This window comes from Halalkalibaculum sp. DA384, from assembly GCF_043951955.1.
GTDB lineage: Bacteria > Bacteroidota > Rhodothermia > Balneolales > Balneolaceae > JAMQKA01.
The window spans coordinates 103,387-127,268 of the sequence record NZ_JBINJE010000005.1; the positions used below are offsets into that span (position 1 = coordinate 103,387).

At 49.9% G+C, this 23,882-nt stretch carries 22 protein-coding genes; 16 read left to right on the plus strand and 6 right to left on the minus strand.

Features of this window, described 5'->3' with window-relative positions; genetic code table 11:
• Nucleotides 1-10: 10 nt before the first annotated feature.
• The 13 genes from ACG2E4_RS04800 to ACG2E4_RS04860 all read left to right on the plus strand — a co-directional run bounded on the left by ACG2E4_RS04800 (nucleotide 11) and on the right by ACG2E4_RS04860 (nucleotide 15,676).
• Nucleotides 11-1,351, plus strand: coding sequence for a polysaccharide deacetylase family protein (locus ACG2E4_RS04800; RefSeq protein ID WP_395275861.1), 1,341 nt, complete (start codon nucleotides 11-13; stop codon nucleotides 1,349-1,351).
• The gene (locus tag ACG2E4_RS04805) at nucleotides 1,348-2,508 is read left to right on the plus strand and encodes a glycosyltransferase family 4 protein (RefSeq protein ID WP_395275862.1); all 1,161 of its coding nucleotides are present in this window, start codon (nucleotides 1,348-1,350) and stop codon (nucleotides 2,506-2,508) included. The genes ACG2E4_RS04800 and ACG2E4_RS04805 overlap by 4 nt, the downstream gene beginning before the upstream one ends.
• Entirely contained in the window at nucleotides 2,508-3,359 is an 852-nt protein-coding gene (locus tag ACG2E4_RS04810; RefSeq protein WP_395258430.1) for a sulfotransferase, read from the plus strand. The genes ACG2E4_RS04805 and ACG2E4_RS04810 overlap by 1 nt, the downstream gene beginning before the upstream one ends.
• A gap of 24 nt (nucleotides 3,360-3,383) precedes the next feature.
• Nucleotides 3,384-4,052 (plus strand): sulfotransferase family protein, encoded by a 669-nt coding sequence (locus tag ACG2E4_RS04815; protein WP_395258433.1) that lies wholly within the window; start codon nucleotides 3,384-3,386, stop codon nucleotides 4,050-4,052.
• Between the two features lie 211 nt (nucleotides 4,053-4,263).
• Entirely contained in the window at nucleotides 4,264-5,274 is a 1,011-nt protein-coding gene (locus ACG2E4_RS04820) for a sulfotransferase family protein (protein ID WP_395258436.1), read from the plus strand.
• Nucleotides 5,275-5,284: 10 nt separating this feature from the next.
• Complete coding sequence (locus ACG2E4_RS04825) at nucleotides 5,285-6,778, plus strand: oligosaccharide flippase family protein (RefSeq protein ID WP_395258438.1); 1,494 nt, start codon at nucleotides 5,285-5,287, stop codon at nucleotides 6,776-6,778.
• A gap of 18 nt (nucleotides 6,779-6,796) precedes the next feature.
• Nucleotides 6,797-7,774 (plus strand): sulfotransferase, encoded by a 978-nt coding sequence (locus ACG2E4_RS04830; protein ID WP_395275863.1) that lies wholly within the window; start codon nucleotides 6,797-6,799, stop codon nucleotides 7,772-7,774.
• A gap of 74 nt (nucleotides 7,775-7,848) precedes the next feature.
• Nucleotides 7,849-8,559, plus strand: coding sequence for a WbqC family protein (locus tag ACG2E4_RS04835; protein WP_395275864.1), 711 nt, complete (start codon nucleotides 7,849-7,851; stop codon nucleotides 8,557-8,559).
• Between the two features lie 317 nt (nucleotides 8,560-8,876).
• On the plus strand, nucleotides 8,877-10,328 hold the full coding sequence (gene cysS / locus ACG2E4_RS04840) for a cysteine--tRNA ligase (protein ID WP_395275865.1): 1,452 nt from the start codon (nucleotides 8,877-8,879) through the stop codon (nucleotides 10,326-10,328).
• An 80-nt stretch (nucleotides 10,329-10,408) separates the two neighbouring features.
• The gene (gene lgt, locus ACG2E4_RS04845; protein WP_395258449.1) at nucleotides 10,409-11,416 is read left to right on the plus strand and encodes a prolipoprotein diacylglyceryl transferase; all 1,008 of its coding nucleotides are present in this window, start codon (nucleotides 10,409-10,411) and stop codon (nucleotides 11,414-11,416) included.
• Nucleotides 11,417-11,503: 87 nt separating this feature from the next.
• Nucleotides 11,504-13,240, plus strand: coding sequence for a phospho-sugar mutase (locus tag ACG2E4_RS04850; protein WP_395275866.1), 1,737 nt, complete (start codon nucleotides 11,504-11,506; stop codon nucleotides 13,238-13,240).
• Between the two features lie 191 nt (nucleotides 13,241-13,431).
• Nucleotides 13,432-14,178: a ZIP family metal transporter gene (locus tag ACG2E4_RS04855; RefSeq protein WP_395275867.1), complete on the plus strand. Its 747-nt coding sequence runs from the start codon at nucleotides 13,432-13,434 to the stop codon at nucleotides 14,176-14,178.
• A gap of 256 nt (nucleotides 14,179-14,434) precedes the next feature.
• Complete coding sequence (locus ACG2E4_RS04860) at nucleotides 14,435-15,676, plus strand: hypothetical protein (protein ID WP_395275868.1); 1,242 nt, start codon at nucleotides 14,435-14,437, stop codon at nucleotides 15,674-15,676.
• A gap of 58 nt (nucleotides 15,677-15,734) precedes the next feature.
• Here ACG2E4_RS04860 and ACG2E4_RS04865 read toward each other — a convergent pair whose 3' ends face one another.
• The gene (locus tag ACG2E4_RS04865) at nucleotides 15,735-16,649 is read right to left on the minus strand and encodes a mechanosensitive ion channel family protein (protein ID WP_395275869.1); all 915 of its coding nucleotides are present in this window, start codon (nucleotides 16,647-16,649) and stop codon (nucleotides 15,735-15,737) included.
• Nucleotides 16,650-16,871: 222 nt separating this feature from the next.
• On the opposite strand from ACG2E4_RS04865, the gene ACG2E4_RS04870 reads away from it, so the two are divergent.
• Both ACG2E4_RS04870 and rlmN read left to right on the plus strand, forming a co-directional pair.
• Nucleotides 16,872-17,297 carry an OsmC family protein gene (locus tag ACG2E4_RS04870; protein WP_395258462.1) on the plus strand — a complete coding sequence of 142 codons (426 nt, stop codon included), beginning with the start codon at nucleotides 16,872-16,874 and terminating at the stop codon, nucleotides 17,295-17,297.
• Between the two features lie 95 nt (nucleotides 17,298-17,392).
• Nucleotides 17,393-18,502, plus strand: a complete 1,110-nt coding sequence (gene rlmN / locus ACG2E4_RS04875; RefSeq protein WP_395275870.1) for a 23S rRNA (adenine(2503)-C(2))-methyltransferase RlmN — start codon at nucleotides 17,393-17,395, stop codon at nucleotides 18,500-18,502.
• A 48-nt stretch (nucleotides 18,503-18,550) separates the two neighbouring features.
• Here the strand turns inward: rlmN and ACG2E4_RS04880 are convergent, their stop codons facing one another.
• The 3 genes from ACG2E4_RS04880 to ACG2E4_RS04890 are packed head-to-tail and all read right to left on the minus strand — an operon-like array spanning nucleotide 18,551 to nucleotide 21,709.
• Nucleotides 18,551-19,168, minus strand: a complete 618-nt coding sequence (locus ACG2E4_RS04880; RefSeq protein WP_395275871.1) for a hypothetical protein — start codon at nucleotides 19,166-19,168, stop codon at nucleotides 18,551-18,553.
• Nucleotides 19,165-20,772: a hypothetical protein gene (locus ACG2E4_RS04885; protein WP_395275872.1), complete on the minus strand. Its 1,608-nt coding sequence runs from the start codon at nucleotides 20,770-20,772 to the stop codon at nucleotides 19,165-19,167. The genes ACG2E4_RS04880 and ACG2E4_RS04885 overlap by 4 nt, the downstream gene beginning before the upstream one ends.
• A 19-nt stretch (nucleotides 20,773-20,791) precedes the next feature.
• Nucleotides 20,792-21,709, minus strand: a complete 918-nt coding sequence (locus ACG2E4_RS04890) for a UbiA family prenyltransferase (protein WP_395275873.1) — start codon at nucleotides 21,707-21,709, stop codon at nucleotides 20,792-20,794.
• A 591-nt stretch (nucleotides 21,710-22,300) separates the two neighbouring features.
• On the opposite strand from ACG2E4_RS04890, the gene ACG2E4_RS04895 reads away from it, so the two are divergent.
• Nucleotides 22,301-23,044: an SDR family NAD(P)-dependent oxidoreductase gene (locus ACG2E4_RS04895; protein ID WP_395258467.1), complete on the plus strand. Its 744-nt coding sequence runs from the start codon at nucleotides 22,301-22,303 to the stop codon at nucleotides 23,042-23,044.
• Nucleotides 23,045-23,099: 55 nt separating this feature from the next.
• Here the strand turns inward: ACG2E4_RS04895 and ACG2E4_RS04900 are convergent, their stop codons facing one another.
• Both ACG2E4_RS04900 and ACG2E4_RS04905 read right to left on the minus strand, forming a co-directional pair.
• Nucleotides 23,100-23,543, minus strand: a complete 444-nt coding sequence (locus ACG2E4_RS04900) for a hypothetical protein (RefSeq protein ID WP_395258470.1) — start codon at nucleotides 23,541-23,543, stop codon at nucleotides 23,100-23,102.
• Between the two features lie 25 nt (nucleotides 23,544-23,568).
• Nucleotides 23,569-23,871: a HigA family addiction module antitoxin gene (locus tag ACG2E4_RS04905; protein ID WP_395258472.1), complete on the minus strand. Its 303-nt coding sequence runs from the start codon at nucleotides 23,869-23,871 to the stop codon at nucleotides 23,569-23,571.
• Nucleotides 23,872-23,882: the final 11 nt, after the last annotated feature.

Consider the following 23,882-nt stretch of genomic DNA (forward strand, 5'->3'; position numbering starts at 1 on the left):
TTCCCAGCCTATGGATACCCGCAGCCGCTACGTACTCAATATTTTCCGACATCTTTACCAGGTGCCCGACGAGGTCGAAATTTTTTATGGTGATGATCAATATCCCAACACCAAAGGGGTTTTTGTACCCAACCATGCGGGCGACTTCTTCGAGGATCGAAACCAGGTTGATCCCGCCACTCTGACATCCAGGGAGTGGAAAAACACGGAGGTACCGTTCCTGTTTGAGCAGACCGCCGAGGCCGATTTTTTTACCCGGCAGTCCGATGCGATCAGATTTTCTTATGACATCATCGGCGCCTCATTCTACTTTTTGAGCGGATGGCAGGAATATGTTTCCCCAAAAAGGGACAAATATGGGCGTTATCCCTACAGGCAAAGTCTGCAATTCAAGCTGGGAGCCCCTCACATCCCGTTTGTCAACTACTATTTTGATATCCTGAAAACGGCCATCGAGCAGGTCTATAGCGTTGAGCTTGCTCCCAGAAAGATCGAAAGCCATCCCTATACATTCATTCTCACGCACGATATTGACAGCGTCTACTCCGGCTGGCTGCAAGACGGTTATTCGGCCTTAAAGAGCGGAAAAACGGGCAGATTGATCCGCATCCTGTTGCAAAAGATGAAGGGCGATGATCCCTGGTTTAACCTGGGAGAGATTATTGCGTTTGAAAAAAAACGAGGTGTGGATTCCACGTTCTTTTTCCTTGCAAGGCAGGGAACGCACCAGGGAATTAAGCACGCCGATTACTCGCTGGAGGACCCGGCGATCCCCCAACTCATGGACCAGGTTCGCAATGCGGGAGCAGAAATCGGGCTCCACGGAGATGTTGAGGCGCATCGATCCCCGGCCGCCCTGAAGCGAAGCATGAACCGGTGTGGACCGACCATCAAGGGCAACCGTTTCCATTTCCTCATGTTTGATGTCCGTAAAACACCGGGAATTCTATCCAGCTGCGGCCTGGAGTACGACAGCACCCTCGGTTTTTCGGAGCATGTGGGATTCAGAAACGGCATCTGCCACCCTTTCCCCCTGTATGATCTCGAAAATAACAGACCCACCACTGTCCTGGAAATTCCCCTGGCCGTCATGGATGTCACCCTGCACAACGCCAAATATATGGGATTGCCTCCCGAACAGGCCTTCTCCGGTATTGAGCCCGTCATCCGGGAGCTCCACAAATTCAACGGTGCGGTCTCCATCTTGTGGCATAACAACTATTTCTCTGACCTAAAGTACCACGGCTGGAAGGATGTGCTTGACGAAGTATTTACACGGGCCAGGACCGATGAGGCATTGATTACAAAGGCGGAAACGGTACTTCAAACCTTTAACTTTTCGAGCAGATGAACAGAACGCCCCGCGTAGCCTTGATGAGAAATCGGATATATCCCGGCGGCGTTTTCCACGTGATGCTGCAGATGATCCGCAGCCTGAACCAAAAGGGGGTTGTTCCCGATCTGGTAACGCTGAAATCCAAAGTTTCACCCGAGCTTGCGGCCCAAAAATATAATATGGAGGTACAGTTCAGGGTTCGGGAAATCCTGGCCGACCTGCGGATACCCTATGAATGGCACATCCTCCTGTTCAACAAAATCAGCCGGCATGAGTTGAGAAAATATGATATCGTAATCAATCACAACAATACCTCCTTTCTCTACGAGCGTCCAGGTCGGCAAAAACTGATAAGTTATGTTCACTTCCCCAGAAAAGCGCGTGGCCTCTCCCGGGCGCAGTCGATCCACAGGCCGGAGGGTCCCCGGAAAAAGTGGTACCACATACGCCATGATCCATTTATGCTGGCTTCCCATGCCTACCGGTTCGACAACCACGTTGACAAAGAGGAAATAGTCCTGGCCAACTCAACGTTTACCCGTCAAACGCTGCTGAACCATTATGCTATGGAGGCTGCCGATGTTGACGTGCTGTATCCCCCGGTGGAGATTCCCGACGGTCTGCCGTCGTCTCCCAAAGATGAAATGATGGTGGTGAGCCTGGGACGGTTTGCCCCGGAAAAACGACAGATGGAGCAGCTTGAAATTGCCCGGCAGCTGCCGAATCTTCAGTTCCGGATTATGGGCTTTCTCTCGGATCAAAACTATTTTGAGAAATGCCGGGCTTATAAAGAGCGGCATGGACTTGATCACGTAGAGTTGCTGCCCGATCTTCCGTTTGATCAGTTGAATACTTTGCTGGATCGCGCGGGCCTGTTCCTCCACTCCATCCGGAATGAACCGTTTGGCATCACCACCGTGGAAGCGATCTCCCACGGCTGCCTTCCGGTGGTACCCGATTCCGGCGGACAGGTGGAGATCGTCCCGGATCAGGATCTGCGATACTCCGACACCGCTGAAGCAGCAGCAATCATAAAGCGGGTGATCGACGTTCCGCCGGGAGCCAAAAAAGAGCGCAGGGACCGGTTGTTTAAACGGGTACAGGAATTTGACACCGACAATTTTCGTCAGCAGTTTGACGAGTTGTTGAACAAAGTGACAGGAGCAAGCTGATGAAACTCAGGCAAATTCTTGAAAAATTTTACCAGGTAAACGTCGATCTCTATCGTGAGTTGCGCGACCAGAGCCGGATTCACCGGCAAATCCGGGAGGTTGACGTTCGCAGCCTCTATGACAGGGTGCACCGGGAAGCCGCTCCCTGCTTCGTCCTCTCCACTGGTCGCTGCGGCACCAGGCTGCTAACGGATATCCTGCAGGAAAGCGATCAACTGAGGCCGCAGCACGTTCCAACCCCGGAATTAACCTACTACAGCAGTTTTGCCTACAAAAATGCCCGTGAAAAACCGGAGCTCGTATCCAGCATTATAGATTCGGCACGCTACGAACAGATCCGTGATGCCTGGGTGCTCGGGAAAAAGTACGTGGAGACCAACAACCGCATCACCTTTTTTTGCCATGCCCTCGCAGACCTTTTTCCCGGTTCCAACTTCATCCACCTGGTCAGGAAGCCCGAGGAATTTATCACCAGCGGGCTGGCCCGCAACTGGTACAGCGGCACCGTACTGCATGACGAGGGCCGAATTGCCCCCGAAGATAACCAGGTGAGTCAGGCAGAAAAAATTGCCTGGCTCTGGAATGAAACCAATGGCTTTATCGAAGCGTTTAAAGAGACCTGCCCGGAGGAGCGGGTGCTGACCATCCGCGCCGAAGAACTCTTCCATTCAGTTGATACCACGTTCAGGATATTTGATTTCCTGGATATAAACCCGGTTGCTGAATCGGTCATCCGGAACAAAATCAGTCGGCCGGTAAATCAACAGGACAAAAGCCGGGTTCCGAAAGACCGGGTTACCGGGCAGCTACTGGAGCAATGGACCCCGTTGCGTTCGCGTTATTTCACATAAAAAACGACAACAACCAGGCCTATTTTGAATTTAATCCGCCGTAAAAAACAGGAAGAACGCACGCACCTGCTGATCCTCGGGCTCCCGCGTTCGGGTACTTCGCTGCTGGCCAGCCTGCTGGGGGCGCACTCAAAAGCCAGTGTTATTTGCGAAGATTTCGGGCGCAGCTGGATGGATGTACTGGGCAAACCGGTGGTTGGCAACAAGCTGTGCGTGCCCCGACAGATCGACCTGGACCGACGGCGCACCATTGCCGTTAAGCTGGCAAATCGACTTGGCCTCCTGAAACGGTGGCCAAAAAGCACCTATTCCATCAACGACTACCTGATCATTCCCAACCTGAGGCTGATCCTGATCGAAAGAGATCCGGTTGACGTTCGAAACAGCATTCAAAACCGGGGAGCGGTTACCTGGACCGGCATGGATGGCACCATAAAAAACAGGGAGATCAGCACGAATGAAATCGACTACACCATCGACCGGGGTACGGCCATACTGGATACACTGAAGCCGAGAGAAAATGCCCGCACGCTCTCCTTCAAAGATTTAATCAACCAAACCGACTCGGTTCTGAAGGACCTGCTCCCTTTCATCGGCCTCAGTTACGAAGAAGGGCTGGTCGAAAACGGCACGCGGTGGAACTGGATGTATCCGAAAGTCAGCGAGAAGGGTATAGATGCGGACAAGGCTTAACGCCGCACCGAATCGAATAATTCAGGCCAACTGCTGTAAACTTCCTATATTGTGGACCGCAACGTTTAGCCAATTATCAGCATCAATTCCTAAAACCTATTATCTGGATCAAATTTCAGAGCCAAGTATTTCGAATTCGCGAAAAAGCTAACATTGGGTAAAACAACCGTTTTGCCCGGACCTCTTGCAGAATTAAGCAGCACCTGATACTATGAATGACAGACCCATTTTCCTGCTTGGAGCCCACAAATCGGGCACGACGTTGCTGCGGAGCATCTTCGATGGCCACCCCGACCTGTTTGTTGTTCCCTTCGAATCCCACTTTTTCCAAAACTGCTGCTTTTGGGTGGATTATGACTACCGCAGGGAGCAGCCCCGGAAGGTGAGCAGGGAAACGATCATCAATCGATTTGGCGACCGGCTTCGGCACCTCAACAACACCGACGACCGGCTGGGAGATTCTCCCGCCAACTTTACAATTGAGGTATCGAGATTTCTGGAGGTGTTCGGGCGGTTTTCCAGTGAAATGAACAACCGCGAGCGGTTTACCCTGCTTATGGAGGGGTATCACCAGGCACTGTATGACCGTCCCCTCCCAGAGAACAAGCGCATCGTTGAAAAATCAGTGGAACACGCGGAATTTGCACTGTTCCTGCAGCAGATGTTCCCCCAAGCGCGGTTCATACATATTGTACGAAATCCCTACGCAAATATCGTGTCGCTGCGCAAGGCGAAGGTTCTCCAATCCGGGTTTCCCCTAGTATTTCGCATGCTCAACTCTCTTTACAACAACTACTACCACCTGTACCGCAACCGGCAGCTGATCGACGACTATTACCTGGTTCGATATGAAGACCTGCTTTCAGATCCACAGGAAGAGATCAACAAGATGGTGGAGTTCCTGGATCTGCGGTTTGACAAGTCCCTGCTTGAACCGACAAAGTTCGGGGCCCCCTGGAGCGGCAACAGCGCCACGGGGCGGGATCTCTCCGGCTTTGACCAAAGCCGTATCGACAGCTGGAAAAGGGAGATCAGTGCCATGGAAATACTGCTGCTCAACAGGTTGTTTGACTACCCGTTTGAGGAGTTCGGCTACCAGAAACTCCCGGATCCACCGATGAGGCGATTCCTGGAAAAAGTCAACGGCGAAGGCATCAGGCGGTACCTGGTCAACCGACTCTGGCTGGCCTATCTTTCATACAATCCGGGTAACGAAATATGAGGTCCGAACTTTGGGTGTAATCATTCGACAGAGCATTCAAAACACCGTCATCGCCTACGTGGGAGTGGGACTGGGATTTATCTCCACCATCCTGCTCTATCCCCGCGTGTTGACACCCGACCAGTACGGACTCACCCGCATCCTGATCTCCCTGACCATGGTATGCACCCAGTTCGCCCATTTGGGGATGAAGAACACGGTCACCCGCTATCTCCCCCATTTCAAAGAAACATCCTCCGGCAAACATGGACTCCTTTTCCTCACCGTGGTAGTGCCGATGGGGGGATTTCTGATCTTCACGATACTCTTTTTCCTCTTCGATGATCAGCTCATCTACTACTACCGGGACCAGTCCCAGCTCATCAACCGGTATTACCTTTACCTGCTGCCACTGGTGGGCGTGGTGCTTTACTACGAGGTACTCAACAGCTACGTACGGGCACTCAAGGATTCCGTTACCGGGTCGTTTCTGAATGAAGTGGTGATGCGTATTCTCATTATCGCGCTGTTGATCCTTTACTCCTTCGGCCTGTTCGATTTCACCCTCTTCATGCTGTTGTTCGTATTGGTCTATGCGACCGAACCGCTGGCCCTGCTGGGATATCTCTACGCCAGGGGAGAACTTGCCTTTGCCATTCCGTTCAGGGATTCTAGCAGAAAGCTGGCGCGCAACATGCTGGCCTACGGCACCTACACCATGCTTGGCGGGCTGACCACTATTTTAGTGAGCAACATCGACATCATCATGCTCGGATCAATGTCGAACCTGGCCAACACGGCGGTCTATGCCATCGCCTTCTATGTTGGATCCGTGATCGAAATTCCAAAGCGCTCCATTGCCAAAATCGCCACGCCGATCATCGCCGACCTTTCGAAAGAGAAAAACTACGACCGGATACGCGACCTGTACAGCCGGACCTCGCTCACCCAGATCATCGGAGGAAGCCTGCTGCTGGTGGGCATCTGGGCCAACATGCACAACCTGATGGATCTGCTTCCGTCGGAATATCACGGAGGGCGATGGGTCATCATCGTTATCGGCTTTGCCAAACTCATTGATATGGCGGCCGGCGTAAACGGGCAGATTATCCTGCACTCCAGGCACTACCGGTTCGACCTGCACACCATGATTTTACTGGTGGTATTGACTGCCGTCACCAATTACCTGCTGATCCCGGTTTACGGTATACTGGGAGCGGCCCTGGCCACTGCCATTTCGATTTTTATCTACAACCTGATCAAGTACGTTTTTGTATGGATTAAATTTTCAATGCAGCCACTCCGCCGGGAGGCCTTGTGGGTACTGCTCATTGCAGCCGGATGCCTGCTGGCCTCATTTCAGATTCCCTACATGGTCAATTTTGTGGTCGACGTCACCGTCCGGTCGCTGGCAATCGCCTCTGTTTTCCTCGGATTAATCCTTATGTTTGACCTTTCTGACGACGTCAAGCGACTGACGATCGAGACGGTGCGCCGCATTCGGGCATTCCTCAAGAACCGCTAACGTTTATATACCATGAGCATGGAGCACACCAAGTTAAACCGACAGCGATCCGGGCAGTACCGGAAATCTGCCGACAGGGAAGCGTTCCTGGATCAATTTAACAGCGCGTTGCAGCCTTTCGAGCAGCAGGAATATGCCGACATCCCGCCCTCTCATCCTTTCCTGTTCGTCATCGGCCTGCCGCGCTCCGGCACCACCCTGCTGAGCCAGCTGCTGGTCCACTGCCTTGACGTGGGCTATATCAACAACCTGGCGGCCCGGTTTTGGAGGGCCCCCGTAACCGGCATCCGGTTTGCTGACAGCGTGCTGGAAACGGGCCGCTTCCAGGCGTTTCAATCGCACTACGGGGCCACCCAAGAGCTGGCGGATATCCACGAATTCGGTTATTTCTGGCGGGAATGGCTCAAAAAAGATTCCTTCAAAAACATCAAAAACGCCCGTGCCATCGAAGATCAGATCGACTGGGGCGGGCTCCGAAAAGCACTGGCCAACATGCAGGCGCAGTTCAACCGCCCGATGGTGTTTAAGAATATCTTCGGCTCGTATCACATCCCAAAGCTCAACAACGTGCTGGAACAAACACTTTGGATCTATATCGAACGCGATCCGCTGGATACCGCCGTTTCCATCCTGGAGGCGCGCCGGAAATATTACGACGATCCCAACAACTGGTGGAGCTACGTTCCCCCGCAGTATGAACAGATTATCGACAAAGACTACTGGCACCAGATCGCCGGACAGATTCACTACCTAAAAAAGTTTTATCACCAGGAACTGGAAGACATGGAGGATTCCGGCCGGGGATTGTCGTTTTCGTATGATAAACTCTGTTCAAATCCGGCGGGTTTGCTGGAGGCCGTGACCGATCGAGTCCGGAAGCTCTATGGAGTTGAGATCCCGATCACCCAAAAACCTCCGTCCCGGTTTGAGTACAGCAGTTATAAAGATAGCACCGAGGAGAAGCAGCGTTTTAAACAAATTTTAGAACGCTTTTGAACGACGATATGTGTGGGACACATTCAGCCACCGGAAAATCCACAACCCAAAACTCAAGACTCAAGACTATAAATATGACTCCCGATTCACCCGTCGTTGCGATCCATCAACCGAACTACATCCCCTGGCTGGGTTATTTTCAAAAGATGTGGGAAAGCGATATTTTTGTATTGCTCGACACCGTGCAGTTTCCCCGCGGGCAGAGTTTTGCCAACCGCAACCGGGTAAAAACCCACAACGGTACTTCCTGGCTGACCATCCCGGTTTCAACGCCTTCAGGTGAGAAGGGCAAGGTGCCCTATACGGAAGTTGAGTTTGCCGGCACCAAGTGGAAACGCAAGCACCTGCGCACCCTGCAGATGAACTATAAAAAAGCGGATTACTACGATGAGATCTATCCCATGTTGGAGAAAGAGATCGAAAAACATCTTGATTTCGTGGAGCTGAACATCGCCCTGATCACTAAAATCGCCTCCTACCTGGGCATTCAAACACGACTGGTGAGGCTCTCAAGCCTGTTGGATACGTTCGGTGAAAAGACGGACTTGATAATTGACATCTGTAAAAAATGTCATTCCAGTATTTACCTATCGGGAACGGGCGGGGGCAAGGAATACAACGATGAAGAAAAGCTCAATGAGAATGACATTGAACTGCGATACAGCCGGTTTGCCCACCCGGAATATCCACAGCTCTGGGATGGATTCGAACCCAACCTTTCGGTCATAGACCTTCTCTTCAACTGCGGACCTGAGAGCAGTGCAGTGCTTTTTCGCAAGCAGTAATTCAGTTCTCAGAAAGAAAATCGATTTATAAATCCGTGCAGAAATTTATTTACGTACTTCGTGTTTCGTAATGGGAATTATGTATTTGTTTGTTGCTGCTTTCAAACGCAGTTCTACCAACGGTAAAATAAATGGACACCGCTACTTTCATCCCGGAAATAACAGATTTTGCAGGTTCCTATTTGGTTCTTGATTTCTAATTCCCGATTCCCAATTCTCGTCCTGTACACTGTCCCCTGATCCTTGTATCTTTGGCAACGATTCTGGCCAATAATCCGTTAGAAACGCTCATTACAACGAAATTCAACCAGTCGTCCATGGACGAATTACATATTTATAATTCGCTGACCCGGGAAAAAGAACGATTCAAACCAAATAAAGAAGGCTTTGTGGGCATCTACGTTTGCGGGCCCACCGTCTATGGAGATCCCCACCTGGGACACGCCAAAAGCTATGTCTCCTTTGATGTAGTGATACGGTATCTCCGCTATTTGAACTACAAAGTGCGCTACGTGCAAAACATCACCGATGTAGGTCACCTTACCGACGATGCCGACCAGGGCGAAGACAAGCTCGAAAAACAGGCGCAGATCGAAAAGCTGGAGCCGATGGAGATCGCTGAAAAATATACCTACAACTACTTCCGGGACATGGACAAGCTGGGAGTACAGCGGCCGGATATTTCGCCCCGGGCCACCGGCCATATTCCAGAGCAGATCGAGATGGTCAAAAAGCTGCTGGATGAGGGGCATGCCTATGAGGTGAACGGCAATGTTTATTTTGATGTATCCTCCGACGAGGACTATGGCAAGCTCAGCGGCCGGGATGTGGAGGAGCAGGAGACCGGCACGCGAATTGAGACCGCCGGCGACAAGCGGGATCCCAAAGATTTCGCCCTGTGGAAAAAAGCCGGAGACGATCACATCATGAAGTGGAACTCCCCCTGGGGATGGGGCTACCCGGGCTGGCACCTCGAGTGTTCGGTTATGTCCACCAAATACCTGGGGCACAATTTTGACATCCACGGCGGCGGCCTCGATAATATTTTCCCTCACCACGAGTGCGAGATCGCCCAGAGCGAATGCGCCTTCCACGAGCCGTTCGCCAACTACTGGATGCATAACAACATGGTTACCCTGAACGGGCAAAAAATGGGAAAATCGCTGGGCAACGCGATCTCACTCGATGAATTTTTCCGGGGCAACCACGAGCTGTTGAGCCGAAAATGGGCTCCGCAGGTCATCCGCTTCTTCCTGCTGCAGAGCCATTACCGAAGCACCACCGATTTCACCGAAGAGGCCCTCGGCAGCGCCGAGCAGGGGCTGGAAAATCTCCAAAACATCATTCGTCTGATAGCGGACACCGAGCCCGGGGATGCCGAACCGTTTGATACTGAAGCGTTGGACTCGGAGCTGAGGCAGCGAATGAATGACGACTTCAACACGGCACAAGCTATTGCCGTACTGTTTGAAAACCTCAAAGCCCTCCGCAAACAGATTAACCAGGGCAACGTCCCCACCAACCTGGATGAGGTCAAATCCCTGCTGGAACGGTTTGTAGATGGAGTGCTCGGCATCTGGCCGGAAGCGGAAAAAGACACCGACCGGGACGACAAGACCGAAGACCTGGTGAAGCTGCTCATCGACCTGCGCTCCGAGGCCCGGCAGCAAAAGAATTTTGAACAGGCCGACAAAATCCGGGATGAGCTAAAAGCGATCGGCATTGAGCTTATGGACAATCCCGACGGCACCACCTTTGAAATCAAATAATAACTGCGGTTCGTGACCGGCAGGGCGTAATTTGCCCGCACCTGCACACGACCCAAGACCCAAGACTCAAGACTAAAAAAATGCAATCAACCGATTATTTTGTTTGGGATGCCGATCCGAGTGTCTTTAACCTCGGGACCATCAACCTTCCGTTCCCGGTCGCTGTCTGGGGACTCGTTTTGGCTGTTGTCGCCATTATCTACGGCTTTTCAAAACTCGAAGAACGCATACCGGAGCACGTGGAAGAACCGGCTGCCTGGAAAATCCTGGTTCTCATTTTTGGAGCTTTTGCAGGGGGACAGTTACTCTTCCTGGTACTTCCTTCTCCCACGATCAGTCAAATCGGGCCTATCCAGCCGCGCTGGTACGGGGTGCTGTTTGCAGGCGCATTTGTGGTCGGCTACCTGTTGACACGACGCATGTTCAGGCACGCCGGCCGAAAGGAACAGGAGGTGGAACAGCTGTTGACCTATGTGCTTATCGGCACCATCATCGGAGCCCGTCTTGGTCACGTTATATTCTACGATCCGGGATACTACTTGCGCCATCCCGGCGAAATCATCGCCATCTGGCGGGGTGGACTTGCCAGTCACGGGGCTGCTATCGGGATACTGCTGGCGATGTACTATTTTGTTAAAAAACAACGCAAAATGAGCTTTCTCTGGCTGGCCGACCGCGTGGTGATGGTGGTTGCCATCGGGGGCGCTTTTATCCGCACCGGCAACTTTTTCAACTCCGAAATTCTGGGCGAACCCTCCACCCTGCCCTGGGCCGTTATTTTTGCCAAAATCGACATGATTCCCCGGCATCCCACGATGCTCTACGAGGCCGTCCTCTGCATCGTCACGTTTGCGATCTGCTGGACCATCTACAAACGCTACAAGCACCAGCCACCCGAAGGCGGCATCTTCGGCGTGTTTATGCTGGTCCTGTTCAGCGGCCGTTTCCTGCTGGAGTTCACCAAAATGAATCAAGCCGGGTTTGCCGGCGACTGGGCGATCAACATGGGGCAATGGCTCAGTATCCCGCTGATTGTGGCCGGAATCTGGCTGATCCGAAAAGTAAACTGGAAGAAGAATAAAGGTTGAATCCTGAAGGTTTGGAGCCTGCAGTTTCGGCTAGTTTTTTTATATTGATGCAAAATTCTAACCGTCAACTTATTCAGATCAGATATTATGGAAAAACTTGATCCGGGAATTCGGGAAAAAATTGATCACTGGCTACAGGGCAACTATGATGAAGAGACCAAAGCTGCATTGCGCGAAAAACTGGAGCAGGAAAAGTATGAAGAGCTGACCGATGCCTTTTACAAAGATCTGGAATTTGGAACCGGCGGAATCCGGGGCATCATGGGGATCGGCTCCAACCGGGTTAACAAGTACACGTTTGGGATGGCTACACAGGGACTCAGCAACTTTTTGAATGCCCGGCACCCCGGAGAGCAGGTCAAGGTAGCGATCGCCCATGACTGCCGGAATAACTCCGAAACCCTGGCCCGGGTGGTGGCCGACGTATTCTCCGCCAACGGCATTAAAGTTTACCTGTTTGAAGGATTGCGCCCCACCCCCGAACTCTCGTTTGCCATTCGCGAGCTCAACTGCCACGGCGGGGTGATGTTGACAGCCTCTCACAATCCCAAAGAATATAACGGGTACAAAGCCTACGGGAGCGACGGCGGACAGCTTGTTGCGCCCCAGGATCAGCAGGTGATGGAAGAAGTCCAGAAAATTACATCGGTTGACGAAATTAAATTTGACGGAAATCCGGAATTGATCGATGAGATCGGGGAAGCGATCGACGAAAAATACCTCGAGGCCATTACAGCGTTGTCTGTTTCCCGCGATGCCATTAAACGGCAAAAAGATCTCAAAATCGTTTTTTCCCCCATCCACGGTACCGCAGGCGTACTTGCCCCGGCCGCGCTCGAACGATATGGATTCACCAACGTTACGCTTGTGGAGGAACAGATGCAGTATGATGGCAATTTTCCCACGGTTGAATATCCGAACCCGGAGGAGAAAGAAGCCCTGACCCTGGCCCTGGATAAAGCCAGGGAGATCGACGCCGAACTGGTGATGGCCACCGACCCGGATGCCGATCGCGTGGGGATCGCCGTAAAAGACCACAGGGACGAGTGGACACTGCTGAACGGCAATCAGACGGGGACCTTGCTCATCAACTACATGCTCAACGCGTGGAAAGAAGCGGGCAAACTGACCGGAAATGAGTATATCGTCAAAACGATTGTCACCTCCTACCTGATCGATCGCATTGCCAACGAATACGGGGTTGAGTGCTACAATACGCTCACCGGTTTCAAGTATATCGGGGAACTGATGACCAGGTTTGAGGGCAAGAAAACGTTTATCGCCGGGGGCGAAGAGAGCTACGGCTACCTCGTGGGCGAACACGTGCGCGACAAAGACGCCATCGTGGCCTCAACAATTATTGCCGAAATGACGGCCTATTACAAAGACCAGGGCAGCAGCCTGTTCGAGGCATTGCTCGACATGTATGTAGAACACGGCTATTTCCGGGAAAAACTGGTGTCGGTTTACAAGCGCGGGAAGAAAGGCGCGGAAGAGATCCAGCAGATGCTTAAAAACTACCGTGAAGCACCCCCCAAGCAACTGGCGGGCTCAGACGTAGTCATCATCAAAGACTACAAGACCGGCCGGGAAAAAAATATTTCCAGCGGAAAAACCACCGACATTAATCTGCCCAGCTCCAATGTGCTGCAATTTGTCACCGAAGACGGCTCCATCGTCTCTGTTCGTCCGTCGGGTACGGAGCCCAAAATAAAATTTTACTGCAGCGTCAATACCGAGCTGGAAAGCCGCGGTGAATTTGAGGCCGTGACAGAACAGCTTGAAGAAAAGATGGATCGTATCATCGAAGAGCTGACCGGGTAAACGTTGCTCAATATTTCCAAACCTCCAGGGTTTCCGAAAACCTTTGGAGGTTTTCTTTATGCGGCCTTTTTCCAAGCTGTTTTCCTCACTTCTATTTATTCCAGTTCTAAATTTTCATTAATTCCTTTCTTCCGTTCATCCGATTGCTATATTCCGCAATGTGTCAATTTCCGGATGATCATCAAGTATAAATGAATTTTCTCGATAAACCTGTAGTGGATGTTTTCCTCTACGCCCTTATTACGGCTGTAGCGACCGGGCTCGGAGCACTTCCATTCTTTTTTTTAAAGAAACTGACGCGAACATGGCTGGGAATTTCCAACGGCATTGCGGCGGGACTGATGCTGGCCGCCAGTTTTGGGCTTATCTATGAGGGATTGAATTACGACCTGTGGATGACAATCGGCGGTATCATTGGGGGCCTGGTGTTTATTGCACTGAGCCAGAAGCTGCTGGACCAGCATAATGACATCTCCATAGCCAGGCTGAGCCAGGCCGACGCCACAAAAATCCTGCTTATTTTGGGCGTCATGACGCTCCATTCATTTACCGAAGGCGTGAGCGTGGGGGTATCGTTTAGCGGCAGCCTGGACCTCGGCCTGTTTATCACAACCGCAATCGCCATACACAACATACCGGAGGGACTGGCTATCAGCCTGGTAATGGTGCCTCGCGGCACTTCCCCTTTCAAAGCGATGCTGTGGAGTATCTTCTCCAGCCTGCCCCAGCCGCTCATGGCGGTACCGGCATTCCTTTTTGTAGAAGTATTCCGGGCCTACCTGCCGGCGGGACTCGGTTTTGCGGGAGGTGCCATGATCTGGATGGTGTTTGCTGAACTGGTTCCCGATGCCATTGAGGATGCTCATCCCCGTACGGTGGCCATCACCGTCACCATCTCCGTTGCCCTCATGGTGCTATTTCAGGAATTGATTGGATAAAGGGGGCTTTGCAAAACCGTTGTATTGGCCAATATCGGCGTTTTCGCGGATTCTAAATCCTCATTTATGAGATATAAACTGCGGTTCCGAATCCGCTCAGGGGTTGGTCTTGACCAAAACCCCTGGTTTTTCAAAGCCCTCTAAAAATATTTTTACAGAATAAAGCTAGAAATTAAAGACGATTATCATTAAATAAGGCCCATCAAAATCACAGGGATATTTACAAATAATTTAAATTATAGGTTAACAGGGGAACATGAATCTATTTTCACTTGTCGGCTTGCTCTTTCTTGTCAATATAACTCCACAGGAAACCGACACAACAAGTCAGCAGTTGCCGCCGAATACCATCAACGTGTATGTGGACTGCCGCGGGTGCAGCGAATCCTACGTTCAGAATGAGATTAATTTTGTTCAATTTGTCCGCGATATGACCGATGCCGATGTTCATCTTCTTGTCACCCGGCAGTGGACCGGGAGCGGGGGACGCGAGTACCAGATCCGATATATCGGGCAGCGAAAGTTTGAAGGCCAGGAACAGCTCCTCACCTACCAGTCATACCAGTCGGATACCCAGGATATACGGCGGCGCGGTCTCGTAAAGAAAATAAAGGTGGGCCTGCTGCCCTACCTGCGGCAGACCTCCATCATCCAGGAGCTCTCCATTACCTATGACGGCACCCTTGACTCCTCCCCGCAACAGCAGGATGACAAGTGGAACAGGTGGATTTTTGAAGTGGGGATGGATTCCTTTTTCGACGGGGAAGATACGCGGAGCCGGATAAACATCTGGGGCGAAATATCGGCTTCCCGCATTACCGAGCAATGGAAAACCGATTTTGAGTTTGACAAAGATTTCAGGCGCCGAAGCTTCACCGATGAGGATACCACGGAAACCTACCTGACCGAAAGCAACCGGTACAGGGGCATAGTTGCCAAAAGCCTCAACAGTCACTGGTCGTTGGGGCTCTTCACAGAGGCGACCACCTCTACACGGAATAACTATGATCTGCGTATCGGGGGATCACCGGCAATTGAATACAACATTTTTCCCTATTCCGAATTCACTGAACGGGAACTCAGCTTGCGGTACGTGCTGATGACCACCTACAACAATTACGACAAGGTCACCGTCTACGGAGAGTGGGAGGAACTGCTGATACAAAATCGCTTTTCTGCCAACATGGAATTCACCCAGCCCTGGGGCGAAATCGAGGGTGACCTTGAACTGTACGCCTACATGCGGGACTGGTCGAAAAACCGGGCGGTCTTCGACCTTGAATTTGACTTCCAGATTACCCGGGGACTTTCCATGAATCTATCCGGGCGGTACTCCCTGGTCAACGACCAGCTCTCCATCCCCGCCGAGGAGATTTCCGACGAAGAGCAACTGCTCAACCTGAAAGAGCCCCCGACCTCCTTTTACTACAACGCATCCATCGGATTCGAATATACGTTTGGTTCAATTTACAACAGCGTGGTAAACCCCCGATTTTAGAATATCATACGGGACCTGTCCCTGTTATAGCCCTGTCTCAGGGAAAGAGTCCGTACAGTTACTTGTCACTACCATTACGGTCCCCACTTGCAAGCATGGAACTCAACTTTTCTCCTCCCTTGATGCCAAAATCGAGCGTACGGATCGGGAATGGGATATCGATACCGTTTTCATCAAACTCTTTCTTGATAGCCATAATGGCGTCACTTTGGGCTCGCCAGTAATCGGGATTGGTCCTGAAGTTCACCCAAAACCGGACTACAAAATTAATAGAACTGTCTCCGAATTCGTTGTAAAAGAACTCGATATCACGGCTTTGGTCTATACTCTCAAGCTTCTCTATCGCCCGGATCGCCAGTGTACGCGCCTTTTCCAGGTCATCTCCATACGAAACGCCGCAGGACAGGTCAATACGGCGTTCATTTTTCTTGGTAAAATTCTGCAACGGACTGTCAAACACCGATTTGTTGGGAATATACACAACCTGGCCTTTAGGTGTTCTCAGAATCGTATTACGCAGATTCAGCTTTTGGACGGTCCCGTAGAACCCGTTGGTTTCGATGATATCTCCTATTCCAAACGGGTGCCGAACGGAAAGCATGATCCCAGAAATGAAATTGGAGGCGATATCCTGAAAAGCAAAACCGATGGCCAAACCGATGATACCGGCACCGGCAAGAATCGAGGTAACCGTATCTTCCAGCTGTAAAATCTGCAGCGCGAACAGTATACCGAGACCAACCACCAACACGCCTACCACAGTCTCCAGCAGATTAATGATCGTGCGGTTTTTGGTCGTCTTTTCCAGTAGCTTTTTAACCGCCTTGCGCACCAGTTTCCCGATAAAGACAAATAAAATAAGTACGACAATCGCTACCGCTAAATTCGGCAACATACCAATGCCGGCTTCCAACCAGCTTTGTAATTTGTCAACGATCAATTTATATGCATCTGTCGCATCTGAAATATTCATTGGGCTCCCAATTTGGTTACTATTTGCAAAATCTACGCGGCTGCGAAAATCCGACTACTACAATAAGAATAAATCCCTTACCATTCCGTAGGAAAAATAACTGTTCAATTTCACAAGTTATTGAGCACGATGAAATAACAGGAATCGGGAATGTAGTTCAACCATTGACTGTTTGTTACATTCAGTACCGATGTTCACATTAATCCAAAATCAAAAAGTATTATGCCTAAAAGAAAAGCCGAAGCTATTTGGAACGGAGATCTGAAAGGTGGAAACGGAACCATGAAGTTCGGGAGCGGCGCGTACGAGGGCTCCTACAGTTTTGCCTCACGTTTTGAGGAGGGAACCGGCACCAATCCCGAGGAGCTGATCGGGGCTGCCCACGCCGGCTGTTTTTCGATGGCCCTTTCTGCTGCGCTGGCCGACCAGGGGTATTCGCCCGAAACGGTGGAGACCAACGCCGAGGTCACACTGAGCGTTTCTGACGCCGGAGCCTCAATTTCTGAAATTCACCTGAACACCACCGCCAGCATCCCCGATATTGACGACGATGAGTTCCAGACCATTGCAGAAGATGCCAAGAACAACTGCCCCGTATCCAAAGCGCTAGCAGGGGTCAACATCATTCTTGATGCCACGTTGAACTAACCTTTTTAGTACCCTGGAATCCCAACCTCCAGGGTACTCCTTTTCCCCGCCGGTAAGCTTCTGCTTTCTGCCGTATAGTTTGTATCTTCCCGCCTATGACCACGACTACAAATACCGACACGAAAACCGATCTTAAAAGTCTCACCAAACGGGAACTCCAGTCGTTCTGTGCAGAACTGGGACTCCAGTCGTACCGCAGCGACCAGATTTTCCAGTGGCTCTATCAAAAAGGGGTTTCCTCGTTTGACGAAATGACGAACCTCTCCAAAGATCTCCGCAGCCGCCTGGCCGACCTGGCTACCGTCAACCGTATTGAAAAAGTACACCTCCAGCAATCAAAAGACGGTACCATGAAATTCCTCTTTGAGTTGCAGGATGAGGAGAAACACAAAGTGGAATCGGTGCTGATTCCCGACTTTTACCCCGACGGGGCGCCCAACCGCCTGACCGTCTGCGTCTCTTCCCAGGTGGGTTGTGTATTCGGATGTTCGTTTTGCGCCACCGGAAAGATGGGCTTCTTTCGCAATCTGACTCACGGAGAGATCGTCGACCAGGTACAATATATAAATGAACTCTGCCTGGAAAAATATGACAAGCAGGTCACGAACATCGTATACATGGGCATGGGCGAACCGCTGCACAACTACCAGGCTGTCGTAGGATCTGCCGCAATTTTAACGGATGAGCACGGGCTCGATCTTTCACCGAAGCGAATCACCGTTTCAACGGTGGGCCTCACCAAGCAGATCAAGAAGCTCGCGGAAGAACGCCAGCCGTTTAACCTGGCAATCTCACTCCACGCGGCCAACGACGAGAAGCGGGACGAGATTATGCCGATCAACAACTCCATGAACCTGGAACAACTGAAAGAGGCGGTCACATATTATTATCACCAGCTTCACCGGCCGATAACCTATGAATATCTGCTGTTCGACGAGTTTAATGACACAGTGGAAGATGCTCGTGAACTGGCTGAAATCGTACACTGGGTGCCCAGCAAAGTAAATATCATCATGTATAATGATGTGGCGGGCGTCAAGCTGAAGCGGGCCCGCGAACAGCGGCTCGACCAGTTTATGCAGGAGTTGATCAGCCACGACGTGACTGCTACTGTTCGACGCAGTCGCGGCGATGATATCGATGCCGGCTGCGGGCAGCTTGCCATCAAGGAGGGACAAAAAGGTAAGACTATCTCAAATAATTAGCCGGATTTTCAGCCATTGGTTTCCGGGTTGCACCTGCGTGTCACAGCTTTATAGATTTCTCCTTTTCATCATTTGATAACACATGGGGCGTCCTATTATACGTATATCATTTTGATTATTCGCCTGGAGGAGTTTTTGTAATTGCCCGCTATTCAAGCCAAGAGGAAACCGAGTATATTTATTTAATTCCTTGAGTGTCGAGGAGGTGAATCCAGATGTTATCCTCGGTGCCTTCGGTGAGGATGAGGCCAACAAAAGTCCCGAAATGGTCGTAGGTAATACAAAAACAGCCACCGCTCCTGCTGCCTCTGCCTGTGCGGCAGCGATACCGAATAATATGGTGGGAATGACCTGAAGCGTGACCCAGGGTAACACCCACTCTTTGTTATTATAGTCTTGTATAGTAATCGATTGGATGATATCCAGATCCACCCCTATTATCTCATTAACATGAGAGTTTTCTTTTTGGGAATCCTGATTCTTCAATTTTACGTAGAGCAGGTTATTAGGACTGTCAATGGCCAGTAATTCTGCTGTAAAAGGCGGATTCTGCATTAACGATATATTTGCATGGTCTCCTTCAGGGGCAATGGTGAATAATGACCCGGTACAACCCCAAAAAATGAGTGGTATTATAAAGAACAGGTAAGATCGTAGTTTATTCATCTCTTGCTCTCCTTCAACGGGATTTTGGTTTCGAAAAAGGTTCTCTCAAGCAGCTCCTGGTCCCTCCTCCAGCTTCGCTTTAACTGCTCTAAGGTTTCTTCAGGTTGAAAAAGATTAAAGGTATAGTCGGTTGCTTTGTGGCTAATCCAGTTCCCTCGAAGCCATTCCGTGTAATAGCCGGATGATTGGAGAAAAAGAGTCGTGGCAAATTCTTGCTTTTGAGGAATGTGATAATAGAAATAATTAGCGTCTCCGGGATAAGCGACCAGATAATCCGAGTCTGTCGACTCAAGATGTTCTAAAACATAGGGATTTAGGTCTGCACTATAGTTTGCAACTGAGTCTGGGTATACTGTCTCTACCTTTCCCATCTCGTTATACCCAATATCATATCCAATAAAATCAATCATGAAGTTATCAGGAAACCATTCCAGCCGAACGGACATCGTCCCATTTTCGTCATGATAGACTGGCAATTCTATTGCCTGCTGCTTCCAGGCTAACGGACCAACATCACCGAAACTGGAAACCGTTTTCCATACTGCTTCACTGTTTGTACCCTTTTGTTTTATTTTGACATCCATTCCTGAAAATGCGCTATAAGCTGCGTGATAAAATGCGGCATATAGTGAATCGGAATTTAGGCGTCGAGTCCACTCAAGTGCTTTGACACCCTGTGACGCAAGCACAACGTCATAGAATAATACAGTGGATAGGAGGGTGTTTCTTACGTTAAGTACGAGGGTCACTTTATTCGCGGTCTCGGGGACCTGCAGCTTCAAGTCGATCCAGTCCCGGGATAAGCTGTTTTCAGCCTGGTCAAAACGACTGCTAACACCAGTGAACCAGGTCGTATCTTGTTTGCGAACCATCGCCTGAATATCCTGTCCATCCGAATTTATGACCTCAACAGGGAGGATATGGTCTTTCACTAAAGCCACTCTCCCCTCTGGAGTTGGATAGGCTGTCGTGTTGGAAGGGTGATGGACAGCCTGTAGCTTAAATTGATTAATATAGTGCGTTTCCAGGGCCTCGTTGGTCAGTCGGATGGTGAACCTCCCATCTGTTTGGGGTTTTTGGGTAAGGCGATCGAAATCAACTTCCTGGAAAAAGCGAGAGAGGTTATAGGAGAATAGCTCCGCTTCAAGTTCATATTTGTTACCATCAGTCGTGTAAACAGTGGGACAAGATCCAAAACAACACTTGGGACAGCTCAGGCAGTATACAGAAAGAGGGGCCATGATTGTTCCAGTTATGCCCATTATTGCAGATCCTAAAATTGTCCCACCAGTTTGTTTTTCTTCGTAGGTCGTCATTGTCGCAATACTGTCTAAATGGATTCGGTGTTGACTAGAATCTCCGCTGTAATTGAGCCAATACTGTGTACCCGGTCCCTCGATAAAGTTACCAGAAACAGTGAATCCTTCATTGAAAATGACCAAAGAGGAGTCTTTTAAGAATACCTTGGCAGGTGATTCGATCTGTTCGCCGGTTTGGTATTCAGTCGGCTCTACAGTAACAGCCTTTTTGCTGGAAAAGCAGCCGTTGATGAAAAGGATTAGCAACAAAGCGACCGGCAAAATTTTTTCTATCAACATTTCCATGATCTTTCCCTAAAGTGGATTAAATATTTTTCAGCCAATTGATATGACTGGCCAACACCCCGATGAGCACTAACAACAGCGTTTGTATTGTGATTAGAAGGTGTGACCATTTCCTGTTAAACATGATCTCCTCCTCCGGGAGCCAGACATAAATCAAAAGATTATTGGTAAGTATTATTAACCAGTATTCGGGCACCCATCCCATTACAACGGCAGTCAAAAGTCCAAGCCCTGTAATTACATTCAGCGTTGAAATCCAATCGAAGGCTCCTTTTATCCCCTTTAAAACAGGAATGGTTTGTACCTTGGCTGCCCGGTCACCTTTCTGATCACGTATATCCCAAATCAGTTCCACCATCCAAACTGATCCGAACATCAGGGCTGCAGCCACCCCATGTTTAACTGTTAGAGGCTGGGCGGTATGAACAGCAGGATAAATTACGACCAGTAAAGACCACCCAATTCCAGAGGTCACATTTTTTAAGATCGGTATATTCTTAAGCCGAGATATTTTGCCAAATGGCATTAGTGATAAGGGGGTACTGTACAGAACTCCCAAGAACACTACCAATATGAGTATCCCCAATGCGTTGGGATTGCCGGTCAGAGGAACAAGCATTAGACACAGTACCAGGGATAATATGCAGCCGTAAATAAGAATCGCTTTTGAGTTTTGGCTATGCCAAGCTCTTGAAGGGCTGTTTATCTGATCTTCTACCATATCGAACAAACGGTTCCACTCATATATGCAAAACATCATCAAAGAGACAATCACTAGATTTGTGATTGGAAGGGGGGTATTGGCAAGTTGTGCCCACGCCCAAGTTGCTGAGGCAGCGCATACCACAACGTGGATTCGATTCCGAACAATTCTCTTGATTAGCCTCCGGAACCAGCCCACTACAATTTCCGTTTGCTCATTCCGTAATCGGATCATACTCTCTCATGATTTTTAAAGAATGGTGATTAAATCAATAATATTATTTTTTAAAATATAGATGCAATATTACCAATCTAGTGTAGGGAAATTATAAATTGTGAAGTAGGGAAAAATAGCAGGGGATGCCTGTCAAGAAATGGATAAACAGTGTAAGAAAAGTTATTTGAGAAGAACTCAAAGATTTTAGACAGGAAGTTGTACATGCCATTAATTATAAAAGTCAGAATGGCACTAAAAACAGAGATAAACCAGCAAGCAAAATAAGGCCTGATGAATTGGCAAATATGCAATAGATAAGTTTAACCACACTTTATCGAATACAGCATGAAGATAAGCTGCCAACGAAGATTAAAATGGATAGTCGTACTGCCGGTTGGCTAAGATCAGATTTAAGAAATGGGTTAAACAAAAGAAAAGGAACTGATTAGACGAGTATCCAGACCCGGTGAATAGCACAATGACCTCCGAAATAGCTGCTCCGTACACATTTTAGTCAACTGCATCTTCTGCTGAACAATCTTGGAAACTTTTGGAGCAGGCATCGCATTTGAACCATGTAAATCATTAATCTGAAATCAGGATATTTTTATGCAGGAAATTATTATTACCGGCGCTTCAAGGGGATTCGGCCAGGAAGTAGCCATTGAACTGGCAGAAACGGGACGAAGACTGCACTTGATTTCTCGCAGTAAAGCCGGGGTGACTGCCGGGAAAGTCCGTGACAAAGGAGGTCAGGCGGAAATATGGGCGATGGACCTGAGCCTCACGGATCGACTGGAAGATAATTTCGAACTGGTACTGGATGCGATACAGACCGATGAGGCGGATTTTATCGGCCTGATCAACAATGCGGGGACCATTGAGCCGATAGGCCCACTCGGCAAATACGATGTCGGAGACTATCGAACCAATCTTGAACTGAACTACGTGGCCCCCGCCGTGCTGACCCATCTTTTTGTCAACCGCTTCCAGTTGGTACCGGCCATCAAGCGGGTACTTTTTGTGGGATCCGGCGCATCCGGCAGGCCCATTCACGGTTGGAGCCACTACTGTAGCAGCAAGGCCGGTGTGGATATGCTGGCCCAAACGGTAGCCGTTGAACAGCAGACGCAGGAGCATCCGGTGGAAAGTGCGGTCTTTAATCCCGGTCGCATCGAGACCAACATGCAGAAGATCATCCGAGGGAAAGATGAGGAGGATTTCCCCCTGGTGGATGATTTTATCGCTTCAGCCACGGACGGACGCAACTTGCCGCCCGCTCAAATGGCCAAAAAACTGGCACAAATCTACCTGGGCGAAAACTATCCACACGGGGAGATTGTGGGGAGATGAGAGAACCGACACATAAAATATCCAGTTTCCTGTCGGCTGGGAAACTAAAAAAACCTTAGGCCTTTGGGTCCCTATACCACCGGATAAGATTTGAGACACCATACAGCAGTAAAAATACAGCAATCAGGTACGCCACCGAACCCGGATTGGCAAAGAGCATGAACGCAATGACCAGGGTAATGACACCAGTTGCCGCAAAACCAAGGGAGAACAGCAACAACAATCCGAACAGCCCCAGGAACGTTGCAAAGGTGAACGGTATCAGTTCAGGGAATATAAATATTAAAATACCTGCTACAATAGGCACTGCCGAGAGCCATGATGGTATTCGAAAGGCGATGAACAGCAATCCGAGGGCTACTAAATAACCGCCCGCAATCAGGTACAGGAAGTTGGGATAGACCAAAGTGAGTACGCCCGTGGCCAGGGCAAGCAGTGCGTTCAGGATCTGCCGTTCCCGCGTTTTGTATTGGACAGTTATTCGGTATTGTTCAAGCATGATAAATTTTAGTCATTGAATTTATTCAAGAAGTAACCAACGGGCGTACCTCTTTATCAATTTTGCTTCCGGATTCATCCCGGGTCTGATCCAGGTCGTACCGGGCCTGGAGATTCATCCAAAATTCAGGGGTGGTACCCAGAGCCCTTGACAGACGCAGGGCGGTATCGGCCGTTATGCTCCGTTTCTCGTTAACGATCTGGTTGAGCCGCGTATGGGTTACCCCGATTTTGTCGGCGAATTCCCGCTGGCTTATGCCCATCGGTTCTATAAACTCTTCCCGCAGTACTTCCCCGGGATGGATAGGTTGAAGTTTTTTTGTAGTCATGGCAATGGCTA